At 54.5% G+C, this 15,866-nt stretch carries 13 protein-coding genes and 1 tRNA gene; 10 read left to right on the plus strand and 4 right to left on the minus strand.

Translation table 11 applies throughout. From position 1 onward, the window contains the following. Nucleotides 1-5: 5 nt before the first annotated feature. Genes L3069_RS05375 through sfmF form a run of 3 tightly spaced genes read left to right on the plus strand, consistent with a single transcriptional unit; the run spans nucleotide 6 to nucleotide 4,095 of the window. Entirely contained in the window at nucleotides 6-2,564 is a 2,559-nt protein-coding gene (locus L3069_RS05375; protein WP_100167685.1) for a fimbrial biogenesis usher protein, read from the plus strand. Beyond that, nucleotides 2,557-3,564: a type 1 fimbria D-mannose specific adhesin FimH gene (gene fimH / locus L3069_RS05380; protein WP_022647309.1), complete on the plus strand. Its 1,008-nt coding sequence runs from the start codon at nucleotides 2,557-2,559 to the stop codon at nucleotides 3,562-3,564. Before L3069_RS05375 ends, fimH begins: the two co-directional genes overlap by 8 nt. Before the next feature lie 9 nt (nucleotides 3,565-3,573). Beyond that, on the plus strand, nucleotides 3,574-4,095 hold the full coding sequence (sfmF, locus tag L3069_RS05385; RefSeq protein ID WP_023299488.1) for a fimbria assembly protein: 522 nt from the start codon (nucleotides 3,574-3,576) through the stop codon (nucleotides 4,093-4,095). 50 nt (nucleotides 4,096-4,145) lie between these two features. Here the strand turns inward: sfmF and fimZ are convergent, their stop codons facing one another. The 3 genes from fimZ to L3069_RS05400 all read right to left on the minus strand — a co-directional run bounded on the left by fimZ (nucleotide 4,146) and on the right by L3069_RS05400 (nucleotide 6,988). Then, entirely contained in the window at nucleotides 4,146-4,778 is a 633-nt protein-coding gene (gene fimZ / locus L3069_RS05390; RefSeq protein WP_022647311.1) for a fimbria biosynthesis transcriptional regulator FimZ, read from the minus strand. Nucleotides 4,779-5,584: 806 nt separating this feature from the next. Continuing rightward, nucleotides 5,585-6,301: a response regulator transcription factor gene (locus tag L3069_RS05395; RefSeq protein ID WP_022647312.1), complete on the minus strand. Its 717-nt coding sequence runs from the start codon at nucleotides 6,299-6,301 to the stop codon at nucleotides 5,585-5,587. Nucleotides 6,302-6,325: 24 nt separating this feature from the next. Then, entirely contained in the window at nucleotides 6,326-6,988 is a 663-nt protein-coding gene (locus L3069_RS05400; RefSeq protein WP_032670951.1) for an EAL domain-containing protein, read from the minus strand. A 303-nt stretch (nucleotides 6,989-7,291) separates the two neighbouring features. Here L3069_RS05400 and L3069_RS05405 point away from each other — a divergent pair. After that, a tRNA-Arg gene (locus L3069_RS05405) sits at nucleotides 7,292-7,368 on the plus strand. Nucleotides 7,369-7,497: 129 nt separating this feature from the next. Here the strand turns inward: L3069_RS05405 and L3069_RS05410 are convergent. Continuing rightward, complete coding sequence (locus L3069_RS05410; protein ID WP_022647314.1) at nucleotides 7,498-7,788, minus strand: hypothetical protein; 291 nt, start codon at nucleotides 7,786-7,788, stop codon at nucleotides 7,498-7,500. Between the two features lie 308 nt (nucleotides 7,789-8,096). On the opposite strand from L3069_RS05410, the gene L3069_RS05415 reads away from it, so the two are divergent. From L3069_RS05415 to pheP, 6 genes are all read left to right on the plus strand, one after another. Continuing rightward, nucleotides 8,097-8,525 (plus strand): glycine zipper 2TM domain-containing protein, encoded by a 429-nt coding sequence (locus L3069_RS05415; RefSeq protein WP_022647316.1) that lies wholly within the window; start codon nucleotides 8,097-8,099, stop codon nucleotides 8,523-8,525. Nucleotides 8,526-8,535: 10 nt separating this feature from the next. After that, complete coding sequence (locus L3069_RS05420; protein ID WP_051979816.1) at nucleotides 8,536-9,255, plus strand: lipopolysaccharide core heptose(II) kinase RfaY; 720 nt, start codon at nucleotides 8,536-8,538, stop codon at nucleotides 9,253-9,255. Between the two features lie 149 nt (nucleotides 9,256-9,404). Further along, complete coding sequence (yahO, locus tag L3069_RS05425; RefSeq protein WP_022647318.1) at nucleotides 9,405-9,680, plus strand: DUF1471 family periplasmic protein YahO; 276 nt, start codon at nucleotides 9,405-9,407, stop codon at nucleotides 9,678-9,680. 199 nt (nucleotides 9,681-9,879) lie between these two features. After that, nucleotides 9,880-12,063: a TonB-dependent siderophore receptor gene (locus tag L3069_RS05430; RefSeq protein WP_063135796.1), complete on the plus strand. Its 2,184-nt coding sequence runs from the start codon at nucleotides 9,880-9,882 to the stop codon at nucleotides 12,061-12,063. Between the two features lie 127 nt (nucleotides 12,064-12,190). Further along, on the plus strand, nucleotides 12,191-14,164 hold the full coding sequence (locus L3069_RS05435) for a PhoX family phosphatase (protein WP_038415570.1): 1,974 nt from the start codon (nucleotides 12,191-12,193) through the stop codon (nucleotides 14,162-14,164). Between the two features lie 102 nt (nucleotides 14,165-14,266). Continuing rightward, on the plus strand, nucleotides 14,267-15,655 hold the full coding sequence (gene pheP / locus L3069_RS05440) for a phenylalanine transporter (RefSeq protein WP_038415572.1): 1,389 nt from the start codon (nucleotides 14,267-14,269) through the stop codon (nucleotides 15,653-15,655). Nucleotides 15,656-15,866 lie beyond the last annotated feature (211 nt).

The following is a 15,866-nucleotide window of genomic DNA, read 5'->3' on the forward strand; positions in this document are numbered from 1 at the left end:
GGGCGATGAACACTCAATGGCGTTACTGCCCGGTTGCGCTGGCACTGATGGCAACGCTCTGGCCACACGCTGGCTGGGGTGAAAGCTACTTTAACCCGGCGTTTCTCTCCGATGACGCGGCGAACGTGGCGGATTTGTCGCGTTTTGAGAAAGGCCACCAGCAGGCACCGGGCGTCTATCGCGTCGATATCTGGCGTAACGATGAGTTTATCGGCACCCAGGACGTGCGGTTTGAGCAAGCCGACAACACGCCGCCGGTCGCGGGCGGTTTGTCGCCGTGCATTACGCGCGCGATGCTCGATCGCTTTGGCGTCAATATCGCCGCCTTCCCGGAACTGAGCAACGTGCAGGGCGAGACCTGCGTTCCGCTCACCACGGCTATTCCGGGCAGCGAAACGGCGTTCAACTTCGCCTCCTTGCGCCTTAACGTCAGTCTGCCTCAGGTGGCGATGCAAAACAGCGCCCGCGGGTATATTCCGCCTGAACAGTGGGATGAAGGCATCCCCGCCGCGCTGCTGAACTACAGCTTCACCGGCAACCGGGGCAGCGACGACGACAGCTACTATCTGAACCTGCAAAGCGGGTTGAACTATGGCGCCTGGCGATTACGCAATAACGGCGCGTGGCGTTATACCGAAAGCAACGGCCGGCGGCACAGCAGCTGGCAAAATATTGGCACCTGGGCGCAGCGTACGGTCATTCCGCTAAAAAGCGAGCTGGTGCTCGGCGACAGCAACACCGGTAACGATGTCTTCGACAGCGTCGGTTTTCGCGGTGGTCGGCTCTATTCGTCCGACAGCATGTATCCGGACAGCCTGCAAGGCTACGCGCCTACCGTACGCGGAATCGCCCGCACCCCTGCCAAAGTGGTGATCCGCCAGAACGGATACGTGATTTACCAGAGCTATGTGCAGCCGGGGGCTTTTGCGATAACTGACCTTAACCCGACCTCCTCAAGCGGTGACCTGGAGGTGACGGTGGAAGAGAAGGACGGCAGCCAGCAGCGCTACACCGTCCCGTATTCCACCGTTCCGTTGCTTCAGCGTGAAGGACGCTGGAAATACGATCTGGTGGCAGGGGACTATCGCAGCGGCAACAGCGAGCAGGACACGCCGTTCTTTACTCAGGGTACGATGATTGCGGGTCTTGCCGACGGCTACACGCTGTACGGCGGAACGCAGCTGGCCTCGCGCTATACCGCCATCGCCATTGGCGCGGGTAAAAACCTCGGTGACTGGGGGGCTGTGTCACTTGACCTCACCCATGCCCGCAGCCAGCTTGCCGATGACAGCCGCCATGAAGGGCAGTCACTGCGGTTCCTGTACGCAAAATCCCTTAACGGATTCGGCACCAACTTCCAGCTGCTGGGCTATCGCTACTCGACCAAAGGCTTCTACACCCTCGACGATGTGGCCTGGCGCACAATGGAAGGCTACCAGTATGGCGACGATCAGGACGATGACGGCGTGCCGGACGTGCAGAGCTATCACAACCTGACGCTGAATAAAAAAGGACGTTTCCAGCTCAATATCTCCCAGTCTCTTGGCGATTACGGCTCGGTGTACGTGTCGGGCAGCCAGCAAAGTTACTGGGGCACCAGCGAGTCCAACGTCTGGTATCAGCTCGGCTACGCAGGCGGGGTGAAAGGGGTCAGCTACGCCTTATCCTGGTCATGGAACAAGGCCGTCGGCATTGAAGGAACTGACCGGATCGCCTCGTTTAACGTCTCCGTCCCGTTCAGCCTGTTCACCCGTCACGGCTACCGTCGCGATAACGCGATCGACCGGGCCTATGCCACGGCCTCAGCAAGCCGCAACAGCGACGGTGATACCAGCTGGCAGACCGGGATCAGCGGAACGCTGCTCCAGGATCGTAACCTGAACTACAGCGTCACGCAGGGTCACACCAGCAATAACGGTGCCAGCGGCAGCGCCAGCGCCAACTGGCAGGCAACGTACGGTACGCTGGGTGTGGGCTACAACTACACGCGGGATCAGCACGACCTCAACTGGCAGCTCTCCGGCGGCGTGGTAGGGCATTCAGACGGCATCACATTCAGTCAGCCGCTGGGCGATACCAACGTCTTGATCAAAGCGCCGGGCGCGTCAGGCGTGAGCGTCGAAAACCAGACCGGCGTCAAAACAGACTGGCGTGGCTATGCGGTGATGCCGTACGCCACGGTGTACCGTTACAACCGCGTGGCGCTCGACACTAACACCATGAGCAACAACACCGACATTGAAAATAACGTTTCCAGCGTCGTGCCGACGAACGGTGCGCTGGTGCGCGCCAGTTTTGACACCCGCATCGGCGTGCGTGCGTTGCTCACCGTGAAGCGTGATAACCAGCCTGTGCCGTTTGGGGCGGTGGTGCGTGAGACGCAGAGCGGCGTAACCAGCATGGTGGGCGATGACGGTCAGATTTACCTGAGCGGGCTGCCGCTGAGCGGGGAACTGCTGATTCAGTGGGGAGACGGGAAGCAGTCCCAGTGTCGTGCGCCCTACAGCCTGCCAGAACAGAGCCTGCAACAGGCGATCACACTTAAGGGGATCCGCTGTGAATAAAATCCATTATCTGGGGCTATCCCTTCTGGCATTTTTGCCGCTATCTGAGGCGTTCGCCACCGTCTGCGTCAATGAAAATGGCGTGCCGACGGAGGTGTATTACGACCTGACGGATAAATTCAACAGCTCCAATAACCAGGTGGGGCAGATTGTTACACTCAGCGAGAAGTCCCAGTGGGTGGGCGTCAACGCCGTCTGCCCTAAGGGAACGTCCGGGAACACCACCAAGCGTAGCTATGTGACCGAATTCCCGGTCACAGGCACCAGCGATGGCTACCAGTATCTGAAGCTAAACGACTATCTGGACGGGGCGATGAAAATCACCGACAGCTACGCTGGCACGTTCTATCCACCCAGAAAGTACATTCAGATGGGGAGCCATCCGAACGTGTCTAAAAACAAACCGTTTGGTGTACAGGATTCCAGCCTCGTCTTTCGGCTTAAGGTGACCCGACGCTTTATCAATATGGTGGTGATCCCCCGGGCAATCATGTTCCGGGTTTACGTCACCACGACCTCCACGGATCCGCTCACCACGCCGGTTTATACCATCAGCTACAGCGGGACCATTCAGGTGCCTCAGAGCTGTGAGATTAATGCCGGGAATGTGGTGGAGTTCGATTTCGGAGACATCGGCGCCTCTCTGTTCAGTAAAGCGGGCATCGGAAATAAGCCGGAGGGGATCTCAGCGCAAAGCAAAACCATCGGCATAAAATGCACCAACGTCGAGGCGAACGCCATGCTCACAATGCGTGTTGAAGCGGAGAAGGTTTCAGGCAGTACGCTGGTCTCTGATAACGCGGATGTGGGTTTTGTGATTGCCAACAGTAATGGTGTGCCGCTGACGCCGAACAACCTGACCAGCAAAATCCCGTTCCGTCTGGACGATAGCGCACAGGCACAGGTGGGGATCCGCGCGTGGCCCGTCAGCGTGACCGGTAAAAAACCTGCCGAGGGGCGTTTTACCTCTCGCGGCTATTTACGCGTCGACTATGACTAAGGAGCAGGTATGCGAAACGGAATGCGGTATTTAGCCGTCGCGCTCTTTGCGCTTTGCTCCCCTGCGCACGCAGAGACGGCGCTTGGGGAAATTAACATTCAGCTTTACGGCAATATAGTGGACTTTACATGCGTGGCGGAGGGGGACGACAGCAATAAAACCGTCACGCTCGGCACCTGGCCCACGAAACAGCTCCGCACAACGGGAAGCCGGACGCAGCCTGTACCGTTCACCCTGAAGCTGACCGGATGCCCGCCGGGGGCGGCTTCGATCACATTTACGGGGAAGATGGACGGGCATGATAACAGCCTGCTGGCGCTGAATGATGCCAGCGCGGCCAGCAACGTGGCCGTGGAGATCCTCGACCGGGATAAAACGCGCCTCGCGTTGCAGCAGGCCAGCCAGACGGTGTCGGTGGATGCGCAGGGAAATGCCGAACTGTCGTTTTATGCCAATTATATCGCCACGGCGGATAACCCGCAGCCGGGCCGGGCTGATGCCGATGCAACTTTCATGATTAATTATAATTAATCGTATCCCCTCTCCCTGTAACGGTTATATGTTGCAGGGAGAGGGAAGGATTACAGTAATTCGTGCGCTTTCGCGTAATCAATTAATTCAACGATACTTTGTACGCCCAGCTTGGAAAAAATATTAGACTTATGGGCGCTAATTGTTTTGTTGCTAAGTAATAATTGATCCGCAATCTCCTTATTAGATAATCCGTTCGCCAGATATCGCAGAACCGTCACTTCACGATTCGATAATGGCATATCCACAGCGGCGCCTGTCCGGGAGCCTATATGGTTTATAAAACTCAATGTTTCTGACGGGAAAAAAGAATAGCCCGTCAGTATCATTTCCACCGCGTTATAAATTTCCCCCAGATCTTTCCGCTTACTGACAAAACCATTTGCCCCGGCGCGGATGGCGCGCCCTGCGTAGAAGGCTTCAGATTTCGAAGAGAGGAAGAGAATCTTAATATCTTTATTTAAGTTTCTGATTCTTTTCAATAATACGAAGCCATCCGTGCCTGTCATTTCGATATCGAGAATGACCAGGTCGATGGGGTGGTTGCGTATACAGTCAAGCACTTCGTGGCTGTCGCCTGACTTCAGTTTGACCTGGATGTTTTTATTTTTCTGTAGCAGGACTTCTATCGACATTCTGACGATAGGGTGTTCGTCCATAATGATAACGGATGCCGGTTTCATTTTTTATGCCTCAGATTGTTAAAAGCGTTATGCTGAGTTTTGTTAAAACTCTCGAAAAGCCGGAAGGATAATTACGCAGATCCTTGTACGGTAGATCCCTGGGAAGAGCGAAAGCATCCTTGTTTACGTAGTGGTGATATCAATGCCTGAGCGCAGTTATCTCATAAGGCTGTTATGGCAAAATGATTTTTCTTATTCGCGTGTCAAACACGTCTTATTATACCGTTTAAGTATTGTCCGAAAAGCCTGTAAATTAATGTCCATATATTGATGATTATTATCTTCTGTATCTGAATCGCTAACTTTTTAAAATTAGCAAAAATGTCCTGATATTGCATTTACCACACAGTTTCATCTTTATGTAATAACAAAAAATAAACGATCTTACTGTATGTTGATCAAATGTTAACAATACGCAGGTCGTGACAACGTGTTTTCCGCCTGTCCGCTACCTCTGATGTCCGCTCTTTAGCGCGTCATCGCCTCATTTCTAACGCCTCAGACCAGGAGGATGATCCCTTCGTCAAAACAGCACTATCTGCTGTTTTCTTCACCTCTCATCGCTTTTATTCACAGATAAATCGCTTGTTTTTACACCATTATCATCCTGTTAACGGAAACGTCAGAAACTTAACGCATGGATAAAATGACTCTCGTTTAGCGTACAGGCAGCATTTCGCATGGTTTAAGTTGAAGAATTAGGAATAGTTATAAAATCGAAAGTTTTGTTAAAAAACACAAAAAATTAACATATATCCTAAGTGTTTTCTTAAAGGTCTTTAGGAATTAAGGGGTTACTGAATACGTTAATACGTGAAATCTGAAAGGTTGTTGAGAAGATGTAGCAACTCATGACGATGATTCAGCCCAAGTTTCGCCAGGATGCAGCTGAGACGGTAAATAATGCGGCTATAGGGGCGGTTCTGTAACTGAGCAATCTGTCGCAGGGTGCTACCCTGCGACAGCGCCTGCAGGATCGGCCATTCATCACGTGAAAACCACTCTTTCCGGTGGCCGGCGGGTGACGGCGCTTCCAGCAAGGTTTGTTGCAAAGCCCGCGGCGTAAGTTGCCGTTCAAGCACATGAAAAGGGCCAGCCGCTTTGCAAAACAGGCGTGTATCGTAATCATCGGCGCGAATGAGCAGGTAGGGTGTCAGGTAGGGGGCGAACAGGCTGTGGCGTCGTAATCGGTCCAGCAGGTCAATAAGCGGCGAGGCGCGGCTTTCTACATCTACCACCAGACGTGATGAAGGCCACTGATTCAGATCGCTGAGGGCGGCTTCCAGGGTGGAATAGTCACAGCAATTGCTCAGGGGAGAGTGCCCGCTCAGAAAACCGGAACGGAAAAAGTTATCCTGTGTGACCAGGACGATAAAGGGAGCATCGGTTTTGCGGGTCTGGTTGATTGACTGGCTCAAATATTCGAGACGATCAAAAAATGGGAGAGCAAAAGGCGAGTGCGTTGAACCCGGTGAATCACTTCCTGTCCGACGACGCCGGTAACGGCGTACTGTCATTCGCATAGCTTCCCTCTTGGCGATGACCGTTCAGTCCTCCTGCCATCTCCAGGATGGCCAATAATATCCCTGACCGAAGCGCGCGCCAGCCTGAAGCGCAAACTTACGGTCCGTTTCTGTTTCAATGCCTTCTATGAGTACATTTTCAGCAATTTTTGAACAAAGCGTGACCAGGTTTGCCAGCGCTGGCGTTGCACGTAAACGCCAGAAAGCGATCTTATCGATTTTTATTCCGCTTAACGGCATGCGGCAGGACAAAAACGCGCGCCCTGACGCTTCATCAATGTCATCCAACCAGATCCGATGTCCTTGCGCCGTCAACTGCTGAAGCGCACAACTCACCCTCAGACGTGCCGGGTCTGAGAGAGAAAAGAAGGAAGCAGGCTCCACGAGTTCAATGTTCAGCGGTGGGCTGTTAAGTTGCAGTAAACGCTGGAACATTTCCGGTATGGTCAGAACGGTTATCGGCAAATTTATGAAAAGGTTGTCGCAGGGAAAGGGTTTTTTTAACGCAGCGATCTGTGCTTCCAGCAGCATAAGCGCCCGAGCAGCGGACCAGTCGTGAAAAAAGCCTTCGCTTTGTTGATGCGGTGACAGCACGCTGAGCACTTCAGCCCCTACCGTGCGCGAAGAGGAGAGGGCGACAATGGGTTCAAGCTTGATGCCTGTAATGTCGTGTGAGATGTGCTGCACGCACGAGGGGAAACCTGTCTGGTCTGACGCTGTCACTCCGTCGTCCTGTTCATTTCCAGCCTCCAGGCGGCCGGGATACCGCAGGACAGTGTGAAGGGGAAGTAAACAGGAAAACAGCAGGCGTTACTTAAAAGCGGCTAAGCCTTTTCGCAGCCCGTAAAAGAGGGATAAATGTTGAAAAAACAGCCGTATTTACAATCAGCTAGTCATTAACGGCAGAGAAGGTGGAAAAGGCATTGACTCACTACGCATTGACCGTATAATTCCAGGCGTTTCACCACCGCGAAGTACACTCTTCTCCGTGCGCCCTTAGCTCAGTTGGATAGAGCAACGGCCTTCTAAGCCGTAGGTCGTAGGTTCGAATCCTACAGGGCGTGCCATTAACCCTCCGGCACTCAGCCGTTCCTGACCAGCCTGAATCGTGTTTTCATTACCTTTAATAACTGGCCTTCCAGGGTCATACGACACATTGACTTTTCCCCCAGCTTACTTGCCGGGGGAGAGCGCCATCAGTGCCCTGTAACGGCCGCGGCGGCGACCGGATGGTCAGCGTTAGCGACCACGGTTGCACGGGCGACGGGATGATAACTACCGTCTGTTGCGGCTGCGACGGCGACAGGGTGATCGGCAGATACCACCGCCGTGGTGCGGGCGACAGGATGGTTACCTTCACCGGTGGCCGCCGCAACGGCAACAGGATGATCGGCGGAGGCGACGGCAGTCGCACGGGCTACCGGATGATTTGCAAATGCAGAAAATGATGCCGCAGTGAAAGCCAGAGCGAGAATGACTTTTTTCATACTATAACTCCTGATGTTTTCCCTGTATGGACAGGGACCATTATTTTAATAACGATGATTGGTAATTATTGAGAATTGTGCAATGGATATTGCTTCGTCTGAATCAAATACTCTGACAATGTATCTGGAAAACACGTTATTGATAATTGAAGTCAATATACCTTTCCAGTTTTAAATTGTTTATTTTTAAATTTATGGTCGTTTTGTGTAAAAATAAATTATTTGCCTGGTAAAGCATATTTAGCTAAAGGAGAGGATTTTTCGCCGGGCAGAATAGTGTCACCTTCAATGTATAAGAAAGGCTTAAAATGAAAAAATATTTACTCATCGCGTTGAGCTTTCTGGCTATCACCAGTCCGGCGAGTTACGCTGGCATCCGATCGCTGGTGGAGGATGGCACGGTTCTGCAGAGCCAAATTATTACGCATACCCGAGAAGGGTATCATCCGCTGCGTACCTTAACCGCGGGCACGATTGGTGGCGTAGTGGGTCACCAGTTCGGTAACGGCAAAGGGAAAACCGCCATGACGGTAGCCGGTGCAACAGCCGGGGCGGCGGCTTCTCATAACCGGCAGTCTAACGAATTGGCAGCACAGGAAGTGAAGTTACTTATCAAGACTCAATCCGGGCAGACTATTCAGGTGGTGCAGCACAATAATGGTTTGACATTTAACCCTGGCGACAAAGTTCGTATCATCACAACGGGTTCTAATACCACCGTGGAAAAATCATACTAAGCACATTATTATGATTACAAAAATGAAATACCGTGGTTTTCACGTCTGTTATAAAAATAACGATACACGATACCTGGAAATACTGGACGATATATTGTCCTGTAATGTAAAACGACTCAGCGTTCAGATGGTATTTAAAAGCCTTCCGCATACCCACGTCTCTTTACTGAATACCCCCTACGGACAGTTTGTATTAAAGATTTACTCCCCCAGGAAAAAAAGGATAGAAAAATTTTTCAAATCGTTTTTTACGCCCAACCCCAACGAAAATTTGATTGAGCGGATCGACTATGCCGGCAGGCAAGGTCATACCTTCCCGAATGATTTTTATCTCCTGGCTGAACGCCGGATTTTCAGATTCGCAAAAATCTCGCTCATGTTGTTTGAGTATGTCCCCGGTCCGGAGTTACGCGTTCTTCCCGCGATCACGCCGGACATAAAGCGTGAAATCCGACACAGTATGCAGACAATGCACAATCTGAAAATCATTTCCGGGGATGCGCACGGCGGGAACTTCATCCTGAGTGAAAAAGGAATAAGGATCATCGATCTGTCCGGGAAGCGTTGTAACGCGAAAAGGATTGTTGAAGACAACGTGACGGCCAGCCTGCGCATTGGTATTCCCATTGAATCCCACCGGCGTTGGGAAAAACGCCTGATCGCAAAAAAAATCAGACGACACCATAAAATCGTCCAGAGGAAGTATCTGGCGCGTTCAAATACCGCTTAAACCCTTTATTCATGCAGGACAACAGCCTGTTATAAAAGAATTTTCCCTGGTATATGGCATTTTCGCCAATCCTCTACCATGCTCATTACACCTCACCGTTTCGCGTGGGGGCTTTTCGTAGTTGCTCATTAATCTTAAGGAAAAAGTTTATGAAAAAAACGACTGCTATTTTGTTGGGCACCGCGTTTCTGTTTACCACCAACGCCTTTGCGGCTGAAATGATGACAAAAAACGAATTCGAAAAAGTTGAGTCTCAGTACGAAAAAATCGGTACCGTGAGCACGGCTAACGAAGTCTCTGTCGACGATGCGAAAAAAGAGCTGGTCGAAAAGGCCGATAAAGAAGGTGCTGATGTGCTGGTGCTGACTTCCGGTAATACAAACAACAAAATTCACGGCACCGCCGATATTTACAAGAAAAAATAACGCTTTAGCAACCACCCCTTTCTGGGGTGGTTGTGCGCCATACTTCTCCCCCACATCGTTTTTAGCCTCTTCTCGCGCAGTGCTCCTCGTTGACGCTTGATTACGTATATATAATGCGTATAGTTCTCATTTGCATTTCATTTGATAAATACTAAGGCCCGACAACGGGCCATTTTTGCGCGCACGTTAAGAGCTCATTATGAACAACACCACAATGCACAAAACGCTGCTGGCGATTGCCATCGGCGCGGTTACACACTCCGCCTTTGCGGCGGAAGAGAAAAAAGAGGACACCATCGTGGTCCAGTCCACGGCGGGGAGTGATTTCAAACCCGGCGGTGACCAACTGCTTCCGGCCTTCCTCGACGGCCAGGTGGCTAACGGCGGACGTATGGGGATGCTCGGGCAGCAGAACGCCATGGACGTGCCGTTCAACATCATTAGCTACACCTCGAAGCTGGTGGAAGATCAGCAGGCGAAAACCATTGCTGACGTGGTCGCTAACGACGCGGGCGTGCAGTTCGTTCAGGGGTACGGCAACAGCGCGGAAACCTTCCGTATCCGCGGCCTGAAGTTTGACGGCGACGATATGACCTTTGGCGGATTGTCTGGCGTACTGCCGCGTCAGGTGGTGGATGCCCAGATGGTTGACCGCATCGAGATCTTCAAAGGGGCCAACTCCCTGATGAACGGCGCGGCCAGCTCGGGCGTGGGCGGGATGATCAACCTTGAGCCAAAACACGCGGGCGACATCCCGCAGGCGAAAGTGGGCGTCGACTACACCTCGGATTCCCAGATTGGCACCACGCTGGATGCGGGGCGTCGCATTGGCGATAACGACCAGTTCGGCGCGCGGGTGAACCTTGTGCATCGTGAAGGCGAAACCGGCGTGCCGAACGACCGCCGCCGCACCACGCTGCTCTCCACCGGTCTGGATTACAAAGGTGACCGTTTCCGCACCTCGCTGGACCTGGGCTATCAGAAAAAAACCTTCCACGGCAGCCCGACCAGCGTCAACATCTCGGCGGTGGACTTCGTGCCTGAACCACCGAAGAACGATCGCAACTTCTCGCAGAAGTGGGCCTACAGCGATATCGAAAACGAATTCGGCATGTGGCGCAGCGAGTACGACATCACCGATAGCTGGACGGCCTATACCGGCCTCGGCGCACAGCACGCGCACGAAGAGGGGATCTACAGCGCGCCGAAGCTGATGGATAAAAGCGGTAATGCGACGGTCAGCCGCCTTGATACCAACCGCATCAGCGATTCCGTCAGCGGCATGGCGGGCATTCGCGGTAACTTCATGACCGGCTTCGTCTCGCACAAGGTGAATGTCGGGTATTCGGCGATGACCAAAAACGAAAAAATCGCGTGGAAAATGTCTGCCGCGGCGGATAACCCGACCACCAACATCTACCACAACACCGGCGTTGCTATGCCGGACAGCAGCAACTTCAGCGGCTCAGGCGGCAAATACAGCGATCCGCTGACCAGTGGGCGCACCCGCACGCAGGGCTGGCTGTTGAGCGATACCCTGGGCGTGCTGGACGACAAACTGCTGTTTACCGCAGGCGCACGCCATCAGAAAGTGGTGATTCGCGGGTACAACAAAATTACCGGTGCGGAAAACGACGCGGACGGTTTTGACGGTAGCCGCTGGATGCCAACCTACGGCGTGGTCTATAAGCCGTGGGAGGAAATTTCCCTCTACGCCAACCACACCGAGGCGTTACAGCCCGGTGAAACTGCGCCTCGCTCAGCAAACAACTACGGCCAGAGCACCGGTATCGTGCACTCTAAGCAGAACGAAGTGGGTGTAAAGGCGGACTTTGGCCGCGTGGGCGGCTCCCTGGCACTGTTTGAGATCAAAATGCCGTCGGCTATCCTCGACGACAGCGGCCACTACGGCCTGGACGCTGAACAGCGTAACCGTGGCGTGGAGCTGAACGTTTTCGGCGAGCCAACGCTCGGGATGCGTCTGAACGCCAGCGCCACCTGGCTTCAGGCCGAGCTGACCAAAACTAAAAACGGCGTGAACCAGGGGAACGACGCGATCGGTATTCCGAACTTCTACGCCGTGCTGGGCGCAGAATACGATATCAAGCCGATTGAGGGCCTGACGGCGACCGCGCGCGTTAACCACTCCGGCACGCAGTATGCTGACCTGGCGAATACCAAAAAGCTGGACAGCTACACCACGCTGGATCTGGGCATGCGCTATCGCTTCGCGGTGAACCACAATGAAAACCAGATGACCGTGCGCGCAGGCATCGACAACGTGACCAACGAGAACTACTGGTCAAGCGTGGATGATTCCGGTACTTACATCACTCAGGGCGAGCCGCGTACCTTTAAGGTCTCGGTTGGCTACGAGTTCTAAGCGTTCCACCTCGTTATCCGGGGCAGGGACGCCCCAATCCCTTCGTTGTCGTGTTATAAAATTGTAATAAAAGCTTCTTACACTGGTCGCCACATCCTTACCTCTTGGCCAATGACAGGAAGCCGCTATGGGCAGACCCCTCAAATCCGTATTTAAAAAAGAACATCGCGACGATATCAGTAACCGCAGCGCTAACCCGGTATTCTCCGAGGTGGCAGAGGTGTTCCTCTCCCGCCGCCGTTTTCTCCAGATGGGGGCCGTAGCGGGGGCCGCCGTATCATTCCCGTATCTGATCACACCCGAGAATGCGATTGCCGCGGTCTCAAAACCGTCCGCGCTGGCAAAAGCGGTTTCCCTGGGCTTTACCAGCATCGACGTCTCCACGGAAGATACGGTCAGGGTGCCGGAAGGATATATTGCCCGCCCGTTCTATCGCTGGGGCGATCCGACAGGCATCAAAAACAACATGCCGGCGTTTAAACCGGACGCCAGCAATACCACAGACGAACAGGCCGTGCAGGCGGGCATGCACCACGACGGCATGGCGTGGTTTAGCCTGCCGCAGGGGGGGCAAAGCCCGGAGCATGGCCTGCTGGCGATGAACCATGAATACATCGACAACGGAATGCTGTTTACGGACGGTACGGCGAACTGGAGCCTCGACAAAGCCCGCAAGGGGCAGAACGCGATGGGCGTGTCGGTGGTGGAAGTGAAAAAAACGGGCAGCGGCTGGGAGGTGGTGCGTCCGTCTTCGTTCGCCCGCCGTATTACCGTCAATACGCCGATGCAGCTTACCGGCCCGGCGCGGCATCAGGACTTAATGAAAACCGCCGCCGATCCGCAGGGGGAACGCGTTCTGGGCACCATGCAGAACTGCGCCAACGGCCACACGCCGTGGGGGACCTATCTCACCTGCGAGGAGAACTGGTCGGACATATTTGTGAAAAAAGCCGATCTCAACCCGCTGGAAAAACGCTACGGCATTAGCGACAGCGATGAATCATACCGCTGGAACGAGGTGGATGAGCGGTTCAGCGTCGATAAAACCCCTAACGAACCCAACCGTTTCGGCTGGGTCGTGGAAATCGATCCCTACAACCCGACCTCCACCCCGCGCAAGCACACCGCGCTGGGCCGCTTCAAGCATGAGGGGGCAGCCGTCACGCTCGCCGCCGATAATCGCGTGGTGGTTTATATGGGTGACGACCAAAAGTTTGAGTACATCTATAAATTTGTTTCGGATAAAAAATACGATCCCGCGAACCGCGAAGCCAATATGCAGCTGCTGACGTCCGGCACGCTGTACGTCGCCAGGTTCAACGAAAACGGCAGCGGCGACTGGCTGCCGCTTGTCTTCGGGCAAAATGGCCTGGATAAAAGCAACGGTTTTGCAAGCCAGGGCGATCTGCTGATTAAAACCCGTCTGGCGGCCGACGTGGTGGGGGCAACGAAGATGGATCGCCCCGAGTGGATAGCCGTCGATCCGCACGCCAGCGGCAGCGTCTACTGTACGCTCACCAACAACAGCGATCGCGGGAAAGAGGGCAAGGCACCGGTCGATGCTGCTAACCCGCGCGCCAACAACGTGTACGGGCATATTATGCACTGGCTCGAAGAGGGGGCCGATCCTGCCGCCTCACGCTTTAAGTGGGATATTCTGGTCATGGCCGGGCGCACCGACGGCGACGATCCGAAGGCCAAAGGCTCGATGCAGGGCGCGGAATTTGGCAGCCCGGACGGCCTGTCGTTTGACCACCAGGGCGTCCTGTGGATCCAGACCGATGTCTCCTCCAGCACCATCAATAAGAAAGCGTACGAGGGGATGGGCAATAACCAGATGGTGGCTACCATTCCAGGCACCAACGAGTATCGCCGATTCCTGACCGGGCCGCGCGGGTGCGAAATCACCGGCATTGCATTTACGCCAGACAACCGGACGCTGTTTATCAACATTCAGCATCCGGGGGAGGGTGGGGATGATATTACCGACCCGGCCAACCCTCGCGCTGTTTCCAGCTGGCCAGACGCGAGCCCGAACGGGCGTCCGCGATCGTCAACGGTGGTGATCGTCAAAGCAGACGGCGGGATCATCGGGTCGTGACGTTTATCAGCCGGGCGCATGCGCTGGCCCGGCGTTAAGCTTGCTACCACCAGCATGAAGTGTTAAAACGTGCCCCTTCTAAAAAAGAGACAGGGGTAGGGCGTGAAAGACGCGTCATCCGCTTCAGGCCATGGTAGCGCTGAAGCTTCGTCGGATCAGAGTCCGACGCTGCAACGTGGTTTGCAAAATCGACATATTCAGTTAATTGCCCTTGGCGGCGCGATCGGTACCGGGCTGTTTCTCGGCATCGGCCCCGCCATTCAAATGGCTGGCCCGGCGGTTCTGCTGGGTTACGCTCTCGCGGGGATTATCGCCTTCCTGATCATGCGCCAGCTCGGCGAGATGGTTGTTGAAGAGCCGGTGTCCGGCTCCTTCGCGCATTTTGCCTATAAATACTGGGGTCCGTTCGCAGGCTTCCTCTCCGGCTGGAACTACTGGGTGATGTTCGTGCTGGTGGGCATGGCGGAGCTGACCGCCGCAGGCATCTATATGCAGTACTGGCTGCCGGATGTCCCGACGTGGATCTGGGCGGCGGCCTTCTTCATCATTATTAACGCCGTTAACCTTGTGAACGTGCGCCTGTATGGTGAGACCGAGTTCTGGTTTGCGCTGATCAAGGTGCTGGCGATTATCGGCATGATCGGCTTTGGCCTGTGGCTGCTGTTCTCCGGCCACGGCGGCGAGCGTGCATCGATCGACAACCTGTGGCAGCACGGCGGCTTCCTGGCGACCGGCTGGAAAGGGCTGATCCTCTCGCTGGCGGTCATTATGTTCTCCTTTGGCGGTCTGGAGCTGATTGGCATCACCGCTGCCGAAGCGCGCGATCCGCACAAAAGCATTCCGAAAGCGGTCAACCAGGTGGTGTACCGTATCCTGCTGTTCTATATCGGCTCGCTGGTGGTGCTGCTGGCGCTCTATCCGTGGGTGGAAGTAAAATCTGACAGCAGCCCGTTCGTGATGATCTTCCATGACCTGAACAGCAACGTGGTGGCTTCCGCGCTGAACTTCGTCATTCTGGTGGCGTCTTTGTCGGTGTACAACAGCGGGGTTTACTCCAACAGCCGCATGCTGTTTGGCCTCTCCGTACAGGGCAATGCGCCGAAGTTCCTTACCCGCGTCAGCCGTCGCGGCGTGCCGATCAATTCGCTGTTCCTTTCCGGCGCTATCACCTCGCTGGTGGTGCTGATCAACTATCTGCTGCCGAAAGAGGCGTTTGGCCTGCTGATGGCGCTGGTTGTCGCCACGCTGCTGCTGAACTGGATCATGATCTGCCTGGCGCACCTGCGCTTTCGCGCCGCGATGCGCCGCAAGGGGCGCGAGACGCAGTTCAAGGCGCTGCTCTATCCGGCGGGGAACTACATCTGTATCGCCTTCCTCGGCCTGATTCTGGTGCTGATGTGCACCATGGATGAGATGCGCCTGTCAGCGATGCTGCTGCCGGTGTGGGTGGTGTTCCTGTTTATCGCGTTTAAGCTTTCACGCAAAAAGTAGCGCGGTTTTCTCCCTCTCCTTGTGGGAGAGGGCCGGGGTGAGGGCACCAGACCGCACCAAACCAGACCGCACCACACTGCCTGCCTTCACGCCCGGTGGCGCTGCGCTTACCGGGCCTACATGTTCGGGGACGTTATTTAGTAGGCCGGGTAAGGCGAAGCCGCCACCCGGCACCTCCGCTTCACCATTATCGTGACCCCTCTCCCAATTC

Origin of the sequence: Enterobacter cloacae complex sp. ECL411, assembly GCF_021869665.1 — a bacterium.
GTDB classification, from domain to species: domain Bacteria; phylum Pseudomonadota; class Gammaproteobacteria; order Enterobacterales; family Enterobacteriaceae; genus Enterobacter; species Enterobacter intestinihominis.

What these genes read in the sequence shown, in the direction of transcription:
- L3069_RS05375 (WP_100167685.1), top strand. Translation starts at nt 6, where the DNA reads ATGAACACTCAATGGCGTTACTGCCCGGTTGCGCTGGCACTGATGGCA.
- sfmF (WP_023299488.1), top strand. Translation starts at nt 3,574, where the DNA reads ATGCGAAACGGAATGCGGTATTTAGCCGTCGCGCTCTTTGCGCTTTGC.
- fimZ (WP_022647311.1), bottom strand. Translation starts at nt 4,778, where the DNA reads ATGAAACCGGCATCCGTTATCATTATGGACGAACACCCTATCGTCAGA.
- L3069_RS05395 (WP_022647312.1), bottom strand. Translation starts at nt 6,301, where the DNA reads ATGCGAATGACAGTACGCCGTTACCGGCGTCGTCGGACAGGAAGTGAT.
- L3069_RS05410 (WP_022647314.1), bottom strand. Translation starts at nt 7,788, where the DNA reads ATGAAAAAAGTCATTCTCGCTCTGGCTTTCACTGCGGCATCATTTTCT.
- L3069_RS05415 (WP_022647316.1), top strand. Translation starts at nt 8,097, where the DNA reads ATGAAAAAATATTTACTCATCGCGTTGAGCTTTCTGGCTATCACCAGT.
- L3069_RS05420 (WP_051979816.1), top strand. Translation starts at nt 8,536, where the DNA reads ATGATTACAAAAATGAAATACCGTGGTTTTCACGTCTGTTATAAAAAT.
- yahO (WP_022647318.1), top strand. Translation starts at nt 9,405, where the DNA reads ATGAAAAAAACGACTGCTATTTTGTTGGGCACCGCGTTTCTGTTTACC.
- L3069_RS05430 (WP_063135796.1), top strand. Translation starts at nt 9,880, where the DNA reads ATGAACAACACCACAATGCACAAAACGCTGCTGGCGATTGCCATCGGC.
- L3069_RS05435 (WP_038415570.1), top strand. Translation starts at nt 12,191, where the DNA reads ATGGGCAGACCCCTCAAATCCGTATTTAAAAAAGAACATCGCGACGAT.